Here is a 15,425-nt window from a genome sequence, read left to right as displayed (position 1 = left end):
CAGAGCTTTTGGAAAATTCAGCTTGGAATTTGCAATATTTTTTCCAATGATGCAACCAAGCCGAATGCATGTTTCATCACCGGACCCATTCTGGACGGATGCATTTTTGAGGGGGAGCAAGCACGTTGGCGAAACCGAAGAGCAAAAGCAGCGCGCCGGACGCGGCCGAGAACCTGGCGGCCCTGCGCGCCCGCATCGCCGAGCGCTACGACAGCTTGAGCAATCGGCTGCAGCAGATCGCCAAGTTCGTGCTCGACCATCCGAATGACATCGCGCTGGAGACCGTGGTGGTGATCGCCGAGCGGGCCGGGGTGCCGCCCTCAGCGCTGATCCGCTTTGCCCAGGCGCTCGACTATTCCGGCTTCCGCGAGATGCAGCGGGTGTTCCAGGCGCCGCTCGCCAGCCGCAGCCCGAGCTATGCCGAGCGGGTGCGCGGCTTGGCGCTCGACCGCGCCGAGCAGGAAGGGGACGGGCCGCACCATTTCCTCGCCCGCTTCTGCGCCGCCAGCGCGGTCGCCCTCGAGCATATCCAGGAGGTGCTGACCCCGGAGCAGCTCGGCCAGGCGGTCGACCTGCTGGCGAAGGCGCGCCAGGTCTATGTCGTGGCGCAGCGCCGCTCCTTTCCGGTCGCCGCCTACTTGGCCTATGCGCTGCCGCATTCCGAGAAGCCGACGCATCTGCTCGACGGATTGGGGGGCATGCTGGACGAGCAGGTGCGCTCGATCCAGTCCGACGACGCGCTGATCGCGATCAGCTTCTCGCCCTACGCGCGCGAGACCGCCTCGATCGTCGAGCGCGCCGCCGGGCGGGGCGCTGCGGTGATCGTCATCTCCGACAGCATGGTCAGCCCGATCTCACGCTTCGCCAGCGTGTTCTTCGAGATCAAGGACGCCGAGGTGCAGGGCTTCCGCTCGCTGACCGCCTCGCTCTGCCTGGCGCAGACGTTGGCCGTGGGCTTGGCGATGCGCAGCCCGCAGGGGAAGTAGTTCGTAAGATTCGCACCCCCACCCTAACCCTCCCCCGATTCGGGGGAGGGGACTAGAGCGAGTTCTTTCTTCTCCCTCCCCCGAATCGGGGGAGGGTCGGGGTGGGGGGCGGAGACACCGACGCCTGTAAGCGCAAGTCACCGCCTCCCCAACCCCAGCAGCGCGTCATAGGTCGCCTTCAGCCCGCGTGAGAGCCGTTTGTCCTTGCGGATCACCACGCCCATCGTGCGCTTCAGCGGCGGAGAAAGCGGGCGGACCACGAACTTTTCCCGGCCCTCCTTGCCGATCGCCATCTCCGGCAGGATTCCGCAGCCCAAGCCCGCGACGGCCATCGCCTTGATCGCTTCGGCGCTGCCCAGCGACATCGCCGGATTGACCGTCGCCTCGCCGCGCGCGAACCAGCGGTCGGTGATGCGCCGGCTGGCCGAGCCGGGTTGCGACAGCAGCAGTGGCAGCCTGGCGAGGTTCGCGGCCGTCAACCGCTGCGGCAAGGCCATGTCGGGCGGTGCGATGGCGACGATCGGGTCATCGATCACCGCGGTCACTTCCAAGGCGCGTCCCGAGACCGGCAGCGTCGCGAAGGCGAGATCGATCCGGTTTTCCTCGACCGCCTTCACGATATCCGCCGCATTGCCGGTCGAGACCGTGATCTGCAGATTGGGATAGCGGCTGCGCAAGGCGCCGAGCACTGGCGGCAGCAGGAAGATGGTGACGGTGTTGTCGGTGCCCAGCCGGACATGGCCGATCGCGTCCGCGGCATGGCGCGCCACCGACTCAATCGCCGATGCGACCGCGTCATCGATCCGCGACGCGTGCTCCAGCAGCTCGCTGCCCGCCGCGGTCGGGCGCGCGCGGCGGCCGACGCGCTCGATCAGCACCGTGCCCAGCTTCTTCTCGAGCTGCCGGATCTGCAGGCTGACCGCCGGCTGGGTCAGGCCGAGCTTCTCCGCCGCCGCCGAGAAGCTGCCGGATTCGATGACCCGGACAAAGGTTTCCAGATGGTCAAGATTGAATGTCTTCATACAAAGATTTTCTCATGCTTTGCATAGCTTTCCAAAGCTTCATTTATGAAGAGCCGGGGCGCATCCTATGCCTGCCGCCCAAAGGAGCGCGGTCGCCATGTTCAGCTACCCATCGATCCTGGAAGCCCTCCGGGAATTCGGCCTTTCCTGCATCGGCTCGCCAAAATCGCGGAGCCGGCAGCTCCACGCCTTGCGTCGCCTCGACGCTCATCTGCTCAAGGATATCGGCTTGACGCCGGAGCAGGTGCAGGCCGCGAAAGTGCTGGAGGACCTGCCGCGTCCGGCGCCGCGCCTGGGATTGGGGCAACCCTCCCTCAACCGCTAGGGCGGCACCGAATCGACACCCCCTCCCAATCACCCAATTGACGGCGAAGGGGAGGGGGATAAGCTGCCGGCCCATGTCGATCCCGGTTCTCTCAGCGATCGTGCGACATCCCTTCTGGCAGCGCGGCGGCCTGCTGCTGGCGCGGCTGATCGTGGCCGCGATCTTCCTGATGGCCTGCGGCACGAAGTTCGCCGACATCGCCGGCACGGCCACCTACATCGCGAATGCCGGCTTCCCGATGGCCATGCCGCTCGCCTGGATCGCCGCGGTCTTCGAGGCGCTGCTGGCAGTCGCCTTCCTGACCGGAATCCTGATGCGCGAGGCCGCCTTGCTTGCGGCGCTCTATCTGCTGTTTCTCGCTTTCGCCTTCCACGGGCCGCAGAGTTGGGGCGGCAACCACATGGAGTTCGGCGTCTTCGTGGACCACTTCGCCTTCGCGGCGGGTCTGCTCTACATGACGGCGTTCGGCCCGGGACCGCTCGGCATCCGGCGGTAGCCTTCAGTTCAGCCGACGGAGACCCAGGCCCGCTTGTCGGCGGAATCCAGCACCGCATCCATGATGCGCCCGACCTTGGCGCCGGCCTCCATGTCGGTGAGGACCGGCTTGCCCGAGGCGATCGCTTCCATGAACTCGTAGATCTCGATCACCTTGAAGTCGTTGAAGCCGATGCCGTGGCCCGGCGCCGGGCAGAAGTTCCCATAGGGCGGGTGGCTGGCATTGGCGAAGATGGTGCGGAATCCCTGGCGATCCTTCGGCTCGCGGCTGTCGTAGACTTCGAGCTCGTTGTATCGCTCGGCATTCCAGCGGACCGTGCCCTGGCTGCCCACCAGCTCGAAGGAAAGATGCATCTTCGAGCCGCAAGCGATGCGGCTGGTGCTGAAGATCCCCGTCACGCCATTGCTGCATTCGAACAGGCAGTCGGTCACGTCTTCGTTGTCGACCTGTCGCATCTCGCCCGTGGTTGGGTCCTTGCGCTTCGGTGTGGCAAGGACGGTGCGGGCGCAGACGGCCGAGATATCGCCCGCCAGCACGCCGGTGATCGCCAGGCCATGCGCGCCGAGATCGCCCAAGGCACCCGCGCGGGAGCCGAGCTTGGCATCGTTGCGCCAGGTGAAGGGTGCGGCGGGGTCGGACATATAATCTTCGTTGTAGGTCCAGCGCATGTGGATGAGCTTGCCGAGCGCTCCTTCGTCGATCAGCTTCTTCGCCAGCCCGATCACCGGATGCCGCGCATAGGAAAAGCCGACCTGGGTCTTGATAGCTTTCTGCTTGGCAGCGGCGGCGATCTCGGTCGCCTCCTTGCCGCCGAGGCCGACCGGCTTCTCGCAATAGACATGCTTGCCGGCGGCGATGGCCGCCAGCGCGATCTCGCGGTGCAGGTTCGAGGGCGCGCAGATATCGACGATGTCGACCTCCGGATCGCTGACCAGGCTGCGCCAGTCGTCGGTCGAACGCGGGAAGCCGAGCTCCTCGGCGACCTGCGCGGCGCGCGCGGCCGGCGTGTCGCACATCACCTTGAGGACGGGGAGCGCGGCGGCATTGGCGAAGACCGCCGGCATGGTGTGATAGCCGAAGGCATGGGCGCGGCCGATGAAGCCGGCACCGATCAGGCCGATGCCGAGTTTCTTCTTGGTCATTTCAGCTCCGAGAGATCGAGTGTGTGGCACCCCCACCCAACCTCCCCCGAAGACGGGGGAGGGGTTCGCACCGTGCTTGGGTCTTCCTCCCCCGACTTCGGGGGAGGTAAGGAGGGCGTGCCGCGTGAAGATTGCATCTGATCTATTCAGCGGCCCCCGAGCGCGCCGCCATCTGCTTCTCGTAATTCCTGCGGGCGGCTTCGACCTCCTTGCGCGTGGAGACTTCCGGCACCGCGACCTCCCACCAGGCGCCGCCTTCCTGGGTCGTGATCATCGGGTCGGTGTCGATCACGATCACATGGGTGCGGTCGCTGGTCTTGGCCTTGTCGAGCGCCGCTTCCAGCTCGGCGATGCTGCCGACCTTCTCGGCGATGGCGCCCATCGCGGCGGCATGCGCGGCGAAGTCGATCGGCACATCCATTTTGCGATGCGCATCGACCAGCAGGTTGTTGAACGGCCGGCCGCCGCAGGCCTGCTGCAAGCGGTTGATGCAGCCGAAACCGCCGTTGTCGAGCACGACGATGTCGATCTTCGCCCCCATCATCACCGAGGTGGCGATCTCGGAATTCATCATCATGTAGCCGCCATCGCCGATCAGGGCGAGGACGCGCCGCTCCGGCGAGGCCAGCTTCACGCCCAAGGCACCGGCGATCTCATAGCCCATGCAGGAGAAGCCGTATTCCATGTGGTAGCCCTTGGGATCGCGGGTCTTCCAGAGCTTGTGCATCTCGCCCGGCAATCCGCCCGAGGCGTTGACCACGACGTCGGTCGGCGCCGACTTGCGGTTGACCGCGCCGAGCACCTGGGCGTCGGAGGGCAGGGCGTTGCCCTTCGGCGCCGCGGTCACCGCATCGACCGCACCGCGCCAGCGCGCGATCTCCGCCGTGCCGCGCGCCGCGCGATCGGCCGGCACCTTCCAGTCCCCGAGTGCCGCGCTCAGCAAGGGCAGGGTCACACGCGCGTCGCCGACCAGCGGCAGCGCGTTGTGCTTCCAGGCGTCGTAGGCGGCGACGTTGAGCTGGATCAGCTTCGGCTTCGACTTGAAGAGGGCCCAGGAGCCGGTGGTGAAATCCTGCAGGCGCGTCCCGATCGCCAGCACCACGTCGGCATCGCTCGCCAAGGTGTTGGCGGCGCTCGATCCGGTGACGCCGACCGAGCCCAGGTTGTGCGGGTCGTCCCAGTTGAGCACGCCCTTGCCGGCCTGGCTCTCGCCGGCCATGAGACCGTGCTTGCTCAGGAAGGCGCGCGCCTCGGCGACGGCTTCCGAGTAGTGCACGCCGCCGCCGAGGATCACCATCGGCCGCTTGGCGTTGCGCAACGCCTCGGCGGCATCCGCGACCTCGCGCGCGTCGGGTGCCGGACGGCGCAGGCGGTGCCTGCGCGTCTCGAAGAACTCCGCCGGATAGTCATAGGCCTCGGCCTGGATGTCCTGCGGCAGGCACAACGTCACCGGGCCGCAATCGGCCGGGTCGGTCAGCACCCGGATCGCCTGGGGCAGGCTCTGGAGAATCTGCTCGGGGCGCATGATGCGGTCCCAGAAGCGCGAGACCGGCTTGAAGGTGTCGTTGACCGAGAGCGTCGGGTCGCCGAACACCTCGATCTGCTGCAGCACCGGGTCGGGCAAGCGGCTGGCGAAGATGTCGCCGGGCAGCAGCAGCACCGGCAGGCGATCGACATGGGCCAAGGCGGCAGCGGTCACCATGTTGGTGGCGCCGGGGCCGATCGAGGTGGTGGCGGCCATGAACTGCTTGCGGTTCTTCGCCTTGGCATAGGCGATCGCGGCCAGGGCCATCGACTGCTCGTTATGCGCGCGATAGGTCGGCAGCACGTCGGTCGCGGCGGCCAGCGCTTCGCCCATGCCGGCGACATTGCCGTGGCCGAAGATCGCGAAAGTGCCGGCGACCAGCGGCACTTCCCGAGGTCCGTTGGGCCCGTCGATCTCGCTGCGCTGCGCGGCCAGATACCGCACCACCGCCTGCGCCATGGTCAGTCTGATGGTCTTCATGGTCGTTCCACCCGTGTCCTTTGGTGGCTTCGCACCACCGTTGCATCTTCTCGGCGTCATCCCGGGACTTGGTCCCGGGATCCACGCCTTTCCTTCTTCAGTCGCCAAGGCGTGGATCCCGGCGCCTAGCGCCGGGATGACGGCTGAGTGTGTGTCTTCACGCCGCGGCCGATTGCGGCGACAGCCAGATTTCGATCAAGCGACGATAGTTGTCGGCGACGCTTGCCGCAAACGCCTCGGCGTCGCAGTTGCCCAAAAGCCAGTCGCGGGCCGGGGCCATGAAGATCGAGCGGCCGATGGCGAAGCCTTTGCAGATCGGGTGGCGGCGCGCGATCTTGAAGGCGGCGGCGAGCTCGTCCTCCGGCGCTTCCAGGCCCAGCAGCACCACGCCCCGGCAATAGGGATCGTGGCCTTTGATCTCGCTGGTGACGCGGCGCCAGCTCTCGTCGCTCATCGACGGCAGCTTCCACCAATCCGGCTTGATCCCGTGCGCGTAGATCTCGGCCAAAGCGCGGGGCAGGGTGTTGTCGTCGCTCGGCAGTGCTTTCGGCGGGATGACCTCGACCAGCAGATCGTGGCCGGTGCCGATGCAGGCTTCCTGGAGCTGAGCCAGGTATGAAAGCTGTTCCTGCTTCAGCTCCGGCTTGTCGTCGGGATGATAGAAGACCAGGCATTTCGCGGTGTGATCGGCGGGCCAGGCGCGCATCTCCTGCGCGATGTTGGGGCCGACCTCGAAGCGCAAGGGCCGCGAGCCCGGCAGCTCCACCGGGCGCGCGATCCAGAGGCCACGGCCGGTGATGTGCTCCAGCACCGACTGGCCGAAGCGGCCGTCGCAGAGCACCCCGGCGCGGCCGGGGAAATCTTTGGCCACGGAAAGCACGGCCTGGCCGATGATCTCCTTCAACTCGCCGATCTTGCTCAACGGCTGGCCGACTTCCTTCACCAGCGCCTCGCATTGCGAGCGGTGATCGAAGGCGAGCGCCATGACCTCCGGCCATTGTGTGGCGCGGTTGGTGACGCGGTGCAGGTGGTTGAGGCGTGGGTCGAGATCCGGCCGCTTCACGTCATTCGCACGCGAGAGGTAGTCGTCGAGCTCGATCCGGCTTGGCATCGCCGGGGCGCAGCCATGGCGCGAGACCACCAGTGCGCCGCAGGCATTGGCATAGGTGCAGGCCTGCTCGATGCTCTCATTGTTGATCCAGCCGCGGAGATAACCGGACATGAAGGCGTCGCCGGCGCCGAGCACGTTCAGCACCTCGACGGTGACGCCCTTCACGGTGATGCCGTCATCGAGCGTCGTGCCGATCTCGGCCGGGAACACGCTGCAGCCCAAGGGGCCGCGCTTCACCACGATCTGCGCCTTGCTCATCGACCGGGTGGTGCGGAGTGCGGCCATGATGTCGTCGGATCCGCCGGCGATGCAGTGCTCTTCCTCGGTGCCGACGATGAGGTCGCAATGCGCCACGATCTTCTGCAGATGCGCCGAGACTCCCTCGCTGGCGATGTAGCGGATCTCGCCCATGCCACGGCTGGTCAGGCCCCAGAGCACCGGGCGATAGTCGATATCCAGGATGACCTTGGTGCCGGCCTGCTTGGCGAGCTGGATCGCGCGGTGGCTGACCTGGTTGATGTTCTCGGTCGAGAAATGCGTGCCGGTCACCAGCAAGGCCTTGGCCGAAGCGATGTAGCCGGCGTCGAAATCCGACGCTTGGAGATTCATGTCCGCGCAATTCTCGCGGTAGAAGATCAGCGGGAAGGTGTCGCGGTCCTTGATGCCGAGGAGCACGAGGGCAGTGAGGCGCGACGGATCGGTCGAGACGTGACCGGTGTCGACGCCTTCCCGCGCGAGGGTTTCGCGCACGAAGCGGCCCATATGATCGTCGCCGACGCGCACCAGCATGGAGGACTTCAGGCCCTGCCGCGCCGTGCCGACGGCGATGTTGGCCGCGCAGCCGCCGATATACTTGGCGAAGCTGGAGACGTCTTCCAGCCGCGCGCCGAGCTGCTCCGCGTAGAGATCGACCGCGGCGCGCCCGAGGCAGATCAGATCGAGTGGGCGCTCGGCTGGTTCAGAAGCTGGCATACGCTTACTTTCCGTCCTTCAGCTCTTCCGGGAACCAGAAGGGAGCGTTCTTCTCCATCACCCACTTGTGCTCCTCGGTGAAGTCGGGGATGCCGTAGGGATTGTCGGGGAGATGCCGGATCACCCAGGCGTAGTACATGCCGTAGCCGGGCGCCGCGGTCTGCGCATGGTCGTTGCCGTCGAAGATCTTCACCGTGTCGTACTGCTTCACCCGGAAGACCTGCGGGCCGTTCTCGGCGAGGCCATAACCTTGGGGCTCGGTGAAGCGGTAGTGATAGATCTCCGGCTGCGCATGATGGTGCGGCGGATAGGACGACCAGCGGCCGGGCATGGTGATGACCTCGCCCAATACCAGTTCGGCATTGGGATCGGAGTTGCTGCGGTCGAAGATCGTGCGCACGAAGCGGAGGCAGGCGTCGCCGACCTGGCCCTTGCCGCGATGCTCGTTGGCGACGGCGTCGTAGAACTTCGGCTCGAACTTCTTCGCATTCGCCGTGCGATAGACGGTGAACTCGGTGTCGGTCTCGGCACGCAGGCGGACCGTGGTGCCGCTCGGCACATGGATGCATTTCGGGCTCTCGTCGAAGATCGAGCCGCGGGTCCATTCCTTGGTGACATTGCCGACCGAGAGCGAAGCGGAGCCGGTCATCAGCAACCAGGCGGTCTCGCCATCCGCCACCTGCTCGGCGGTCTCGCCGGCCTTCATGCGGTAGACGCCGAAGGCGATGCCGGTGTTGTCCTGGGGGTCGTCGACGCGGGTCACCCAGGTCATGCCGGCGGGGAAGCCGTTGCGATTGTTGGCCAAGTGCAGAGTCATGGCGGATTCTTCCGGTTATGGCGATGCTTCGGCCACCTTAGCCTGATTTCCCGGCTCGGGGGTGCCGCCGAAGGGTGCGTTTTCTAAAGTTCACGATAATGGAAAAATAATTCTATAGCAACCCGGCGTGGCTGTGATAAAGAACAGGCAGAACGCCCATTGGAGCGTTCCAATCAACGCGCCGCACGGGAGCCCGGAGGAGAGGTCATGAGCGTCAGAATCGGCATCAACCCCATCACTTGGACCAATGACGACCTGCCGTCTTTGGGGGGAGACACGCCGCTCGAGACCTGCCTCGCCGAAGCCCACCAGGCGGGCTATGCCGGGATCGAGATGGGCGGCAAGTTCCCGCGCGAGGCGAATGCCCTCAAGGCCGTGCTGGCGAAGCATCACCTTGCCCTCATCTCAGGCTGGTATTCCGGCCGCGCCTACAAGAATGCCGACCCGAAGAAGGAGTTCGAGGAGGCCTTGCCGCATCTCGCGCTGCTGAAAGCGAACGGCTGCCAGTACGTGGTCTATGCCGATACCAGCGGCGGCGACCATGGCGGCATCGACACGCCGATCTCCAAGCGGCCGAAGATGCCGGACGGCGACTGGAAGGACTACGGCAAGAAGCTGACCGAGCTCGCCGAGAAGATGGCGGATTTCGGGGTGCGCATGGCCTTCCACCACCACATGGGCACGGTGGTCGAGACCGATGGCGAGGTGGACAAGTTGATGCAGAATACCGGCCCGGCGGTCGGGCTGCTGTTCGACAGCGGCCACTCAGCCTTCTCGGGCGGCGACCCGATCGCGCTGGCCAGGCGCCATGCCAAGCGCGTCGTGCATGTGCATTGCAAGGATTCGCGCAAGCCGATCCTGGACAAGGCGCGGGCCACCGATGCGAGCTTCCTGCGCTCGGTGCTGGAAGGCATCTTCACCGTGCCGGGCGACGGCCAGGTGGATTTCCTGACCATCCTGAAGATCTTCCACGACGCGGGCTATGCCGGCTGGCTGGTGGTCGAGGCCGAGCAGGACCCGGCCAAGGCGCATCCGCTCACCTATGCCAAGATGGGCTACGAGAATTTGAAGAAGTTCGCGACCCAGGCCGGATTCCAAGTCGCGGCGTAACCCGCCCCCCAAAAGGTCATGCCCCGCCTTGAGCCGGGCATCTTTGTCCGTCGGATGAGGATCGCCGGGTCAAGCCCGGCGATGACGGCTTGATGGGGGTCAGTCGTCGCGGGATTTCTCGAGGTCACGCGCGGCGTCGACCTCGCCGTCGGGCAGGGATTCGACGCCGCCCTTCTTCGCCTCGGAATCCGGTCGCCGATCGGTGCGACGATCCTCGTCCTCGGGGCGGATGATGCGAGGTGTTTTCGGGCTCATGAAAGCTGAACCCCCGCACTACCGGCACGTTCCCTAGATCGAACGCAGCATGCCGCCGTCGACCGCGAGCGCCTGGCCGTTGATATAGCCGGCCTGCTCCGAGGCGAGGAAGGTCGCGACCGCGCCGAAATCCTCCGGCTTGCCGAGGCGCCCGGCGGGGATGGTGCGGTCGATCTCCGCCTGGTCGTAGGGGAAGTCCTTCAGCCGGTCGGTCAGGGTCGAGCCCGGCATCAGGCAGTTGACCGTGATCCCGTCCTTGCCGACCTCGCGGCTCAGAGAATTGAACAATCCATGCAGGCTGGGGCGCAACGCGTTGGAGATGGTCAGTCCGTCGAGCGGCTCTTCGGCGGCGACCGAGGTCACCACCATGATGCGGCCCCACTTGCGCTGCCGCATCCCCGGCAGTGCCAGGCGGATCATCTGCACCGTGCTCATGAACAGGTTCTCGAAGGCGGCGCGCCACTGCGCGTCGCTGGTGCCGTCGAACACGGTCGGCGGCGGGCCGCCGGTATTGGCGACCAGGATGTCGATGCCGCCGAGCCTGGCTTGCACCTCGTTGACCAGCTTCTCAGCGGCGCCGGGTTGCGAGAGGTCGCAGGTGAAGCCCTCGGCCTTGAGCTCGGCCGCGGTCTTCGCGACCGAGTCCGGGTTGCGCGAGGCGATCGCGACCTTGACGCCTTCCGCCGCGAGCCCGGCCGCGATGGCGCGGCCGAGGCCCTTCGACGAACCGGTGACCAGCGCGCGCTTGCCGCTTATGTGAAGATCCATTTTTTCTTCCTCGCTGTTACCGGCGGGGTGTGCGTAGGGATCAGAACTGCACGTCGACTTCGACCGCGCCCAATCCGGCGAGCGCGTAGTGGAACTTGCAGGCCTCGCTCGGGAACTGGGTGCGGATCAAGCTGCCGGTCAGGACGATGTCGCCCTTCTTCAGCGGGCGATCGGTGCGCATGCGGAAGTTGGCGAGCCAAGTCAAGGGGATGAAGGGGTGGCCCAGCGCGTCGCGGCCATGGCCGCGATCAACCAGCTGGCCGTTGCAGGTGATGGTGGCCTCGATGCCGGCGAGATCGGCCGGCGGGTCCTGCCAGTTGCCGACCACAATGCCGGCGTTCCAGGAATTGTCGGCGATCAGCGAGAGCGCTTCGAGTGTCGCGTAATCGGCGTTGCGGTCATCGACCAGCTCGACGCCGGGCGCCACCTGGATCTCGCGGCTCACCTCTTCCTGGGTATAGGGCACCGGGCGGAACGGGAAGTCGTGGGCGAGCTTCACCGCGACCTCGAATTCCAGGCCGAGATGGGTGTATTCCATCGCATCGACCGTGGCAGGCGCGCGGTAGATCCGGCTGGCGGCGACATAGCCGGAGACCGGCTGGTCGATGCCGCACATCTCCTGCATCTTCTTGGTGGTGAGGCCGATCTTGAAGCCCCCGACCTGGGTGTTGCCCGCCGCCATGATCCGGCGCGCGTAGGAATCCTGCACGCGATAGGCGGCATCGACGTCGATGATGCCGCGCTCGCGCGCGAAAGGCACGAACTGCTCGCCGATGTCATGCGCCTCCATCAGCATCAGCGAGGTGACCTCGGTGCGCGCCTTCTCGATGCTCGGATTGCCCGCCATGCCGTTCCACTCCCCCGCGTTTTGTTGGCACCGATCATAGAGGTTCGGCGAAGGTGCGCAAATGGCGCGCGCGGGCTCCGGTCCTATTCCCCGTAAGGCACCCAGATGTTCTTGATCTGGGTGGCGCGGCGGAGGAAGTCCTCGCCCTGGTTCTCCGGGCTGAGCCAGTCGCGGGTGCCGGGCTCGCACCAGGTGGCCTTGAGGTTGCCGGCGGAGCCGCGCTCGACCAGGGCCACGCCGTCGGCGCCGCCGAAATACCAATGGCAGGCGACCTCGTCATGCTCGGCCAGGGTCTTGGCGAGAACGTCGCGCTCGCCGGTCACGATGTTGACCACGCCGTCGGGCACGTCGCTGGTCTCCAGCACCTGGTAGAAGTCGGTGGCGCTCAAGGGATGCAGCGGCGCGGGGGTCGCGACCACGCGGTTGCCCATGGCGATGGCCGGGATCACCAACGAGATGAAGCCCAGGAGTGGCGCTTCGTCCGGGCAGGAGATCGCCATCGTGCCCCAGGCCTCCGGCATGGCGAGCGTGACGTGCCGGGCCTTGGTGTAATGGACGCGGCCGTCATACTTATCCGCCCAGGCGGCGTAGTGGATGATGCGCGAAACCGATGCGTCGACTTCGGCGCGGGCGGCTTTCTTCGCCGCACCCGTCATCGCGGTGAGGCGGGCGGCGAACTCGTCGGCGCGGGCAGAAAGATTCTCGGCCAGGAAGTAGAGCACCTGGGCGCGGGCATGGCCGGAGAGCGCGGTCCAGCCGGTCGCCTTCGAGGCGGCTTCGACCGCGTTGCGGATGTCCTTGCGGTTGCCCAAGCCCGCCTGGCCGATCGAATGGCCCTTGGCGTCCAGCACGGAATAGGAATAGCCGCTGTCCGGGCGCGCCTGCTTGCCGCCGATGAACAGCTTGGCGGTGCGGTCGAGCGCCGGCTCGCCTGTGAACGATGAGGCGGTGGGCTCGGCGCTGAGCTTCGCCTTGGCCGATTCCTTGGCGCCCTTCTTCTTCGCGGGGGCGAGGTATTCGATCATGCCTTCGCGGCCGCCCTCGCGGCCGAAGCCGGATTCACGATAGCCGCCGAAGCCGGCGGCCGCATCGAACAGGTTGGTGCCGTTGATCCAGACCACGCCGGCCTTGATCCGCGCCGCGAGGTCGAGGCAGCGGTCGATATTCTCCGACCAGACCGAGGCCGACAGGCCGTAGGCCGAGTTGTTGGCGAGCGCCGCGGCCTCGTCGGGCGTGCGGAAGGTGGTGCCGGCGAGGACCGGGCCGAAGATCTCGACCTGGGCAATGGTGGAGGCGGGCTCGACATTGGTGAAGAGGGTCGGCGGGAAGAACCAGCCCTTGCCCGGCAGCGCTGCGGAAGGCTGGAAGCAGGTGGCGCCTTCCTGGCGACCCTTCTCCACCAGCGACTTGATGCGGTCGAGCTGGACCTTGGCGACGATGGCGCCGATGTCGATCGACTTGTCGAGCGGGTCGCCGACCCGCAGCGTCTCCATGCGGCGCTTCAGCTTGTCGTAGAAGCGCTCGGCGACGCCTTCCTGGACCAGCAGGCGGGAGCCGGCGCAGCAGACCTGGCCCTGGTTGAACCAGATCGCGTCCACGACGCCTTCGACCGCGCTGTCGAGATCGGCGTCGTCGAAGACGATGAAGGGCGACTTGCCGCCAAGCTCGAGGCTGAGCTTCTTGGCCGTCCCGGCGGTCGCCTTGCGGATCTCGCGGCCGACCTCGGTCGAGCCGGTGAAGGCGATCTTGTCCACATCCGCGTGGTTGACGATGGCCGCGCCGGTGGTGGCGCCGTCGCCGGTCACGATGTTGAGCACGCCTTTCGGCAGGCCGATCTCGTCGCAGATCTCGGCGAGGGCGAGGGCCGTCAGCGGCGTGTACTCCGCCGGCTTCAGCACCACGGTGTTGCCGGCGGCGAGGGCCGGCGCCACTTTCCAGGCCAGCATCAGCAGCGGGAAGTTCCAGGGGATGATCTGGCCGCAGACGCCGACCGCGCCCATGCCGGGGAATTCGCTCTCCAGCAAAGCCGCCCAGCCGGCATGGTGATAGAAGTGCCGCGCCACCAGCGGGATGTCGATGTCGCGGGATTCGCGGATCGGCTTGCCGTTGTCGAGACTCTCCAGCACCGCGAGGAAGCGCTCGCGCTTCTGCACATGGCGCGCGATGGCGTAGAGATACTTCGCGCGGGTCTCGCCGGAGCTCTTCGACCAGGCGGGGAAAGCGGCGCGGGCCGCGGCGACCGCGGCATCGACATCGGCGGCCGAGCCTTGCGCGACCTTGGCGAGGACAGAGCCGTCGGCCGGGTTGTGCACGTCGAACAAGGCGCTGCCGCTCTTCCATTCGCCACCGATGTAGTGACGGAAGCCGGATTGGTGCTTGCCGAGCCAGGCGGTGACGGCGTCCTTGGCTTCCGGCGCCGGGCCGTAATCCATGGTCTGCAGGATTTCTTTGACGGTGCTCATAATCTTCAGGCCATGGCGTGACGGTTGAGGGCGGCGTAGCGGCCGGTGACGTAGTGCTCGAGCTGGCGCTCGATGTCCCCGAGCAATGAGCTGGCGCCGATGCGGAAGAGATCGGGCTCCAGCCATTCCCGGCCGAGCTCCTCCTTCATCAGGATCTGCCAGTTCATCGCATCCTTGGCGGTGCGCAACCCACCCGCCGGCTTGAAGCCGACCTTGAAGCCGGTCTGCTCCAGGTAATCGCGGATCGCGCGCACCATCACAAGGGAGACGGGCAGGGTGGCGTTGACATCCTCCTTGCCGGTCGAGGTCTTGATGAAATCCGCGCCGGCCATCATCGCGGTCATGCTGGCGCGGTAGACGTTGCGCAGAGTCTTCAGATCGCCGGTGGCGAGGATGGCTTTCAGATGCGCCGGGCCGCAGGCGGCGCGCATGGCCGCGATCTCGTCATAGAGCGCGGTCCAGTCCTGGCCCAGCACATGGGCGCGGGTGATGACGATGTCGATCTCGTTGGCACCGTCGGCAACGGCGCGGCGGATTTCCTCCAGCCGCAGATCCAGCGGCATCAGGCCGGCGGGGAAGCCGGTCGCGACCGAGGCGACCGGGATGCCGGATCCCGTCAGCGCTTCGACCGCGGGCTTCACCATGGTCGGATAGACGCAGACCGCGCCGACCTTCGGCGCGTCATCGGCGAGACCGAGCGCTTCGACGATATCGGCACGCAGCGGCGACTTCGCCTTGGCGCAGAGGCGATGCACGCGCGCGGGCGTGTCGTCGCCGGCGAGCGTGGTGAGATCGATGCACTGGATCGCCTTCACCAGCCAGGCAGCCTGGTATTCCTTCTTCACGCTTCGGCGCGCGGGCAAGGTCGCGGTGCGGCGCTCGACGGCGGATAGGTTCACGGTCGGCCCCAGCGCCGCTTCTTCGTTGAAGGCGATGCCGCTGTTGCGCGGATGGTTGTGGCCGGGTTCGGCGGCGGCGACTTTGCGTTTCGGATCGGTGGCGAGATTCATGAGACTGCTCCTCAAGGCGGCGACCTTGCGTCTCCCCCTGATCCAAGTCAAGCGCAACCAGTGCTTGGTTTTTCCGCGTCTTTCCAGATGGTTCGGG

At 66.5% G+C, this 15,425-nt stretch carries 14 protein-coding genes; 4 read left to right on the top strand and 10 right to left on the bottom strand.

Translation table 11 applies throughout. From position 1 onward, the window contains the following. The first annotated feature begins 125 nt into the window (after positions 1-125). Complete coding sequence (locus tag ACYQ4T_RS09275; RefSeq protein WP_459852910.1) at positions 126-986, top strand: MurR/RpiR family transcriptional regulator; 861 nt, start codon at positions 126-128, stop codon at positions 984-986. Positions 987-1,123: 137 nt separating this feature from the next. On the opposite strand, the gene ACYQ4T_RS09270 is transcribed toward ACYQ4T_RS09275, so the two are convergent. Next, the gene (locus tag ACYQ4T_RS09270) at positions 1,124-2,008 is read right to left on the bottom strand and encodes a LysR family transcriptional regulator (RefSeq protein ID WP_459852907.1); all 885 of its coding nucleotides are present in this window, start codon (positions 2,006-2,008) and stop codon (positions 1,124-1,126) included. Between the two features lie 97 nt (positions 2,009-2,105). Here ACYQ4T_RS09270 and ACYQ4T_RS09265 point away from each other — a divergent pair, with 97 nt between their 5' ends. Continuing rightward, entirely contained in the window at positions 2,106-2,333 is a 228-nt protein-coding gene (locus tag ACYQ4T_RS09265; protein WP_459852905.1) for a DUF1127 domain-containing protein, read from the top strand. 73 nt (positions 2,334-2,406) lie between these two features. Then, positions 2,407-2,829 carry a DoxX family protein gene (locus ACYQ4T_RS09260; protein WP_459852902.1) on the top strand — a complete coding sequence of 141 codons (423 nt, stop codon included), beginning with the start codon at positions 2,407-2,409 and terminating at the stop codon, positions 2,827-2,829. 8 nt (positions 2,830-2,837) lie between these two features. Here ACYQ4T_RS09260 and ACYQ4T_RS09255 read toward each other — a convergent pair whose 3' ends face one another. From ACYQ4T_RS09255 to ACYQ4T_RS09240, 4 genes are all read right to left on the bottom strand, one after another. Next, positions 2,838-3,971 (bottom strand): Gfo/Idh/MocA family protein, encoded by a 1,134-nt coding sequence (locus ACYQ4T_RS09255; RefSeq protein ID WP_459852899.1) that lies wholly within the window; start codon positions 3,969-3,971, stop codon positions 2,838-2,840. 142 nt (positions 3,972-4,113) lie between these two features. Next, the gene (iolD, locus tag ACYQ4T_RS09250; protein ID WP_459852897.1) at positions 4,114-5,976 is read right to left on the bottom strand and encodes a 3D-(3,5/4)-trihydroxycyclohexane-1,2-dione acylhydrolase (decyclizing); all 1,863 of its coding nucleotides are present in this window, start codon (positions 5,974-5,976) and stop codon (positions 4,114-4,116) included. A 157-nt stretch (positions 5,977-6,133) separates the two neighbouring features. After that, positions 6,134-8,059 (bottom strand): bifunctional 5-dehydro-2-deoxygluconokinase/5-dehydro-2-deoxyphosphogluconate aldolase, encoded by a 1,926-nt coding sequence (locus ACYQ4T_RS09245; RefSeq protein ID WP_459852894.1) that lies wholly within the window; start codon positions 8,057-8,059, stop codon positions 6,134-6,136. A gap of 4 nt (positions 8,060-8,063) precedes the next feature. Further along, positions 8,064-8,876 (bottom strand): 5-deoxy-glucuronate isomerase, encoded by an 813-nt coding sequence (locus ACYQ4T_RS09240; protein ID WP_459852892.1) that lies wholly within the window; start codon positions 8,874-8,876, stop codon positions 8,064-8,066. A gap of 207 nt (positions 8,877-9,083) precedes the next feature. On the opposite strand from ACYQ4T_RS09240, the gene iolE reads away from it, so the two are divergent. After that, positions 9,084-9,986, top strand: coding sequence for a myo-inosose-2 dehydratase (iolE, locus tag ACYQ4T_RS09235; RefSeq protein ID WP_459852888.1), 903 nt, complete (start codon positions 9,084-9,086; stop codon positions 9,984-9,986). Positions 9,987-10,085: 99 nt separating this feature from the next. Here iolE and ACYQ4T_RS09230 read toward each other — a convergent pair whose 3' ends face one another. The 5 genes from ACYQ4T_RS09230 to deoC form a co-directional block, all read right to left on the bottom strand. Beyond that, complete coding sequence (locus ACYQ4T_RS09230) at positions 10,086-10,241, bottom strand: hypothetical protein (protein ID WP_459852886.1); 156 nt, start codon at positions 10,239-10,241, stop codon at positions 10,086-10,088. Between the two features lie 33 nt (positions 10,242-10,274). Beyond that, positions 10,275-11,009 (bottom strand): SDR family oxidoreductase, encoded by a 735-nt coding sequence (locus ACYQ4T_RS09225; protein ID WP_459852883.1) that lies wholly within the window; start codon positions 11,007-11,009, stop codon positions 10,275-10,277. 40 nt (positions 11,010-11,049) lie between these two features. Continuing rightward, positions 11,050-11,856, bottom strand: a complete 807-nt coding sequence (locus tag ACYQ4T_RS09220) for a 2-keto-4-pentenoate hydratase (protein WP_459852881.1) — start codon at positions 11,854-11,856, stop codon at positions 11,050-11,052. A gap of 83 nt (positions 11,857-11,939) precedes the next feature. Further along, on the bottom strand, positions 11,940-14,318 hold the full coding sequence (locus ACYQ4T_RS09215; RefSeq protein ID WP_459852878.1) for an aldehyde dehydrogenase family protein: 2,379 nt from the start codon (positions 14,316-14,318) through the stop codon (positions 11,940-11,942). Positions 14,319-14,323: 5 nt separating this feature from the next. Beyond that, complete coding sequence (deoC, locus tag ACYQ4T_RS09210; RefSeq protein WP_459852874.1) at positions 14,324-15,328, bottom strand: deoxyribose-phosphate aldolase; 1,005 nt, start codon at positions 15,326-15,328, stop codon at positions 14,324-14,326. Positions 15,329-15,425: the final 97 nt, after the last annotated feature.

Source organism: Dongia sp. agr-C8, assembly GCF_054658695.1.
The sequence above is the reverse complement of the archived record's forward strand: the minus strand, read 5'-3'. Positions and strand labels throughout refer to the sequence as shown.

Excerpts from the sequence above, each read along its gene's own strand:
- ACYQ4T_RS09255 (WP_459852899.1), bottom strand. The coding sequence starts at position 3,971 with ATGACCAAGAAGAAACTCGGCATCGGCCTGATCGGTGCCGGCTTCATC.
- iolD (WP_459852897.1), bottom strand. The coding sequence starts at position 5,976 with ATGAAGACCATCAGACTGACCATGGCGCAGGCGGTGGTGCGGTATCTG.
- deoC (WP_459852874.1), bottom strand. The coding sequence starts at position 15,328 with ATGAATCTCGCCACCGATCCGAAACGCAAAGTCGCCGCCGCCGAACCC.
- ACYQ4T_RS09220 (WP_459852881.1), bottom strand. The coding sequence starts at position 11,856 with ATGGCGGGCAATCCGAGCATCGAGAAGGCGCGCACCGAGGTCACCTCG.
- iolE (WP_459852888.1), top strand. The coding sequence starts at position 9,084 with ATGAGCGTCAGAATCGGCATCAACCCCATCACTTGGACCAATGACGAC.
- ACYQ4T_RS09240 (WP_459852892.1), bottom strand. The coding sequence starts at position 8,876 with ATGACTCTGCACTTGGCCAACAATCGCAACGGCTTCCCCGCCGGCATG.
- ACYQ4T_RS09270 (WP_459852907.1), bottom strand. The coding sequence starts at position 2,008 with ATGAAGACATTCAATCTTGACCATCTGGAAACCTTTGTCCGGGTCATC.
- ACYQ4T_RS09225 (WP_459852883.1), bottom strand. The coding sequence starts at position 11,009 with ATGGATCTTCACATAAGCGGCAAGCGCGCGCTGGTCACCGGTTCGTCG.
- ACYQ4T_RS09260 (WP_459852902.1), top strand. The coding sequence starts at position 2,407 with ATGTCGATCCCGGTTCTCTCAGCGATCGTGCGACATCCCTTCTGGCAG.
- ACYQ4T_RS09215 (WP_459852878.1), bottom strand. The coding sequence starts at position 14,318 with ATGAGCACCGTCAAAGAAATCCTGCAGACCATGGATTACGGCCCGGCG.
- ACYQ4T_RS09265 (WP_459852905.1), top strand. The coding sequence starts at position 2,106 with ATGTTCAGCTACCCATCGATCCTGGAAGCCCTCCGGGAATTCGGCCTT.
- ACYQ4T_RS09245 (WP_459852894.1), bottom strand. The coding sequence starts at position 8,059 with ATGCCAGCTTCTGAACCAGCCGAGCGCCCACTCGATCTGATCTGCCTC.
- ACYQ4T_RS09230 (WP_459852886.1), bottom strand. The coding sequence starts at position 10,241 with ATGAGCCCGAAAACACCTCGCATCATCCGCCCCGAGGACGAGGATCGT.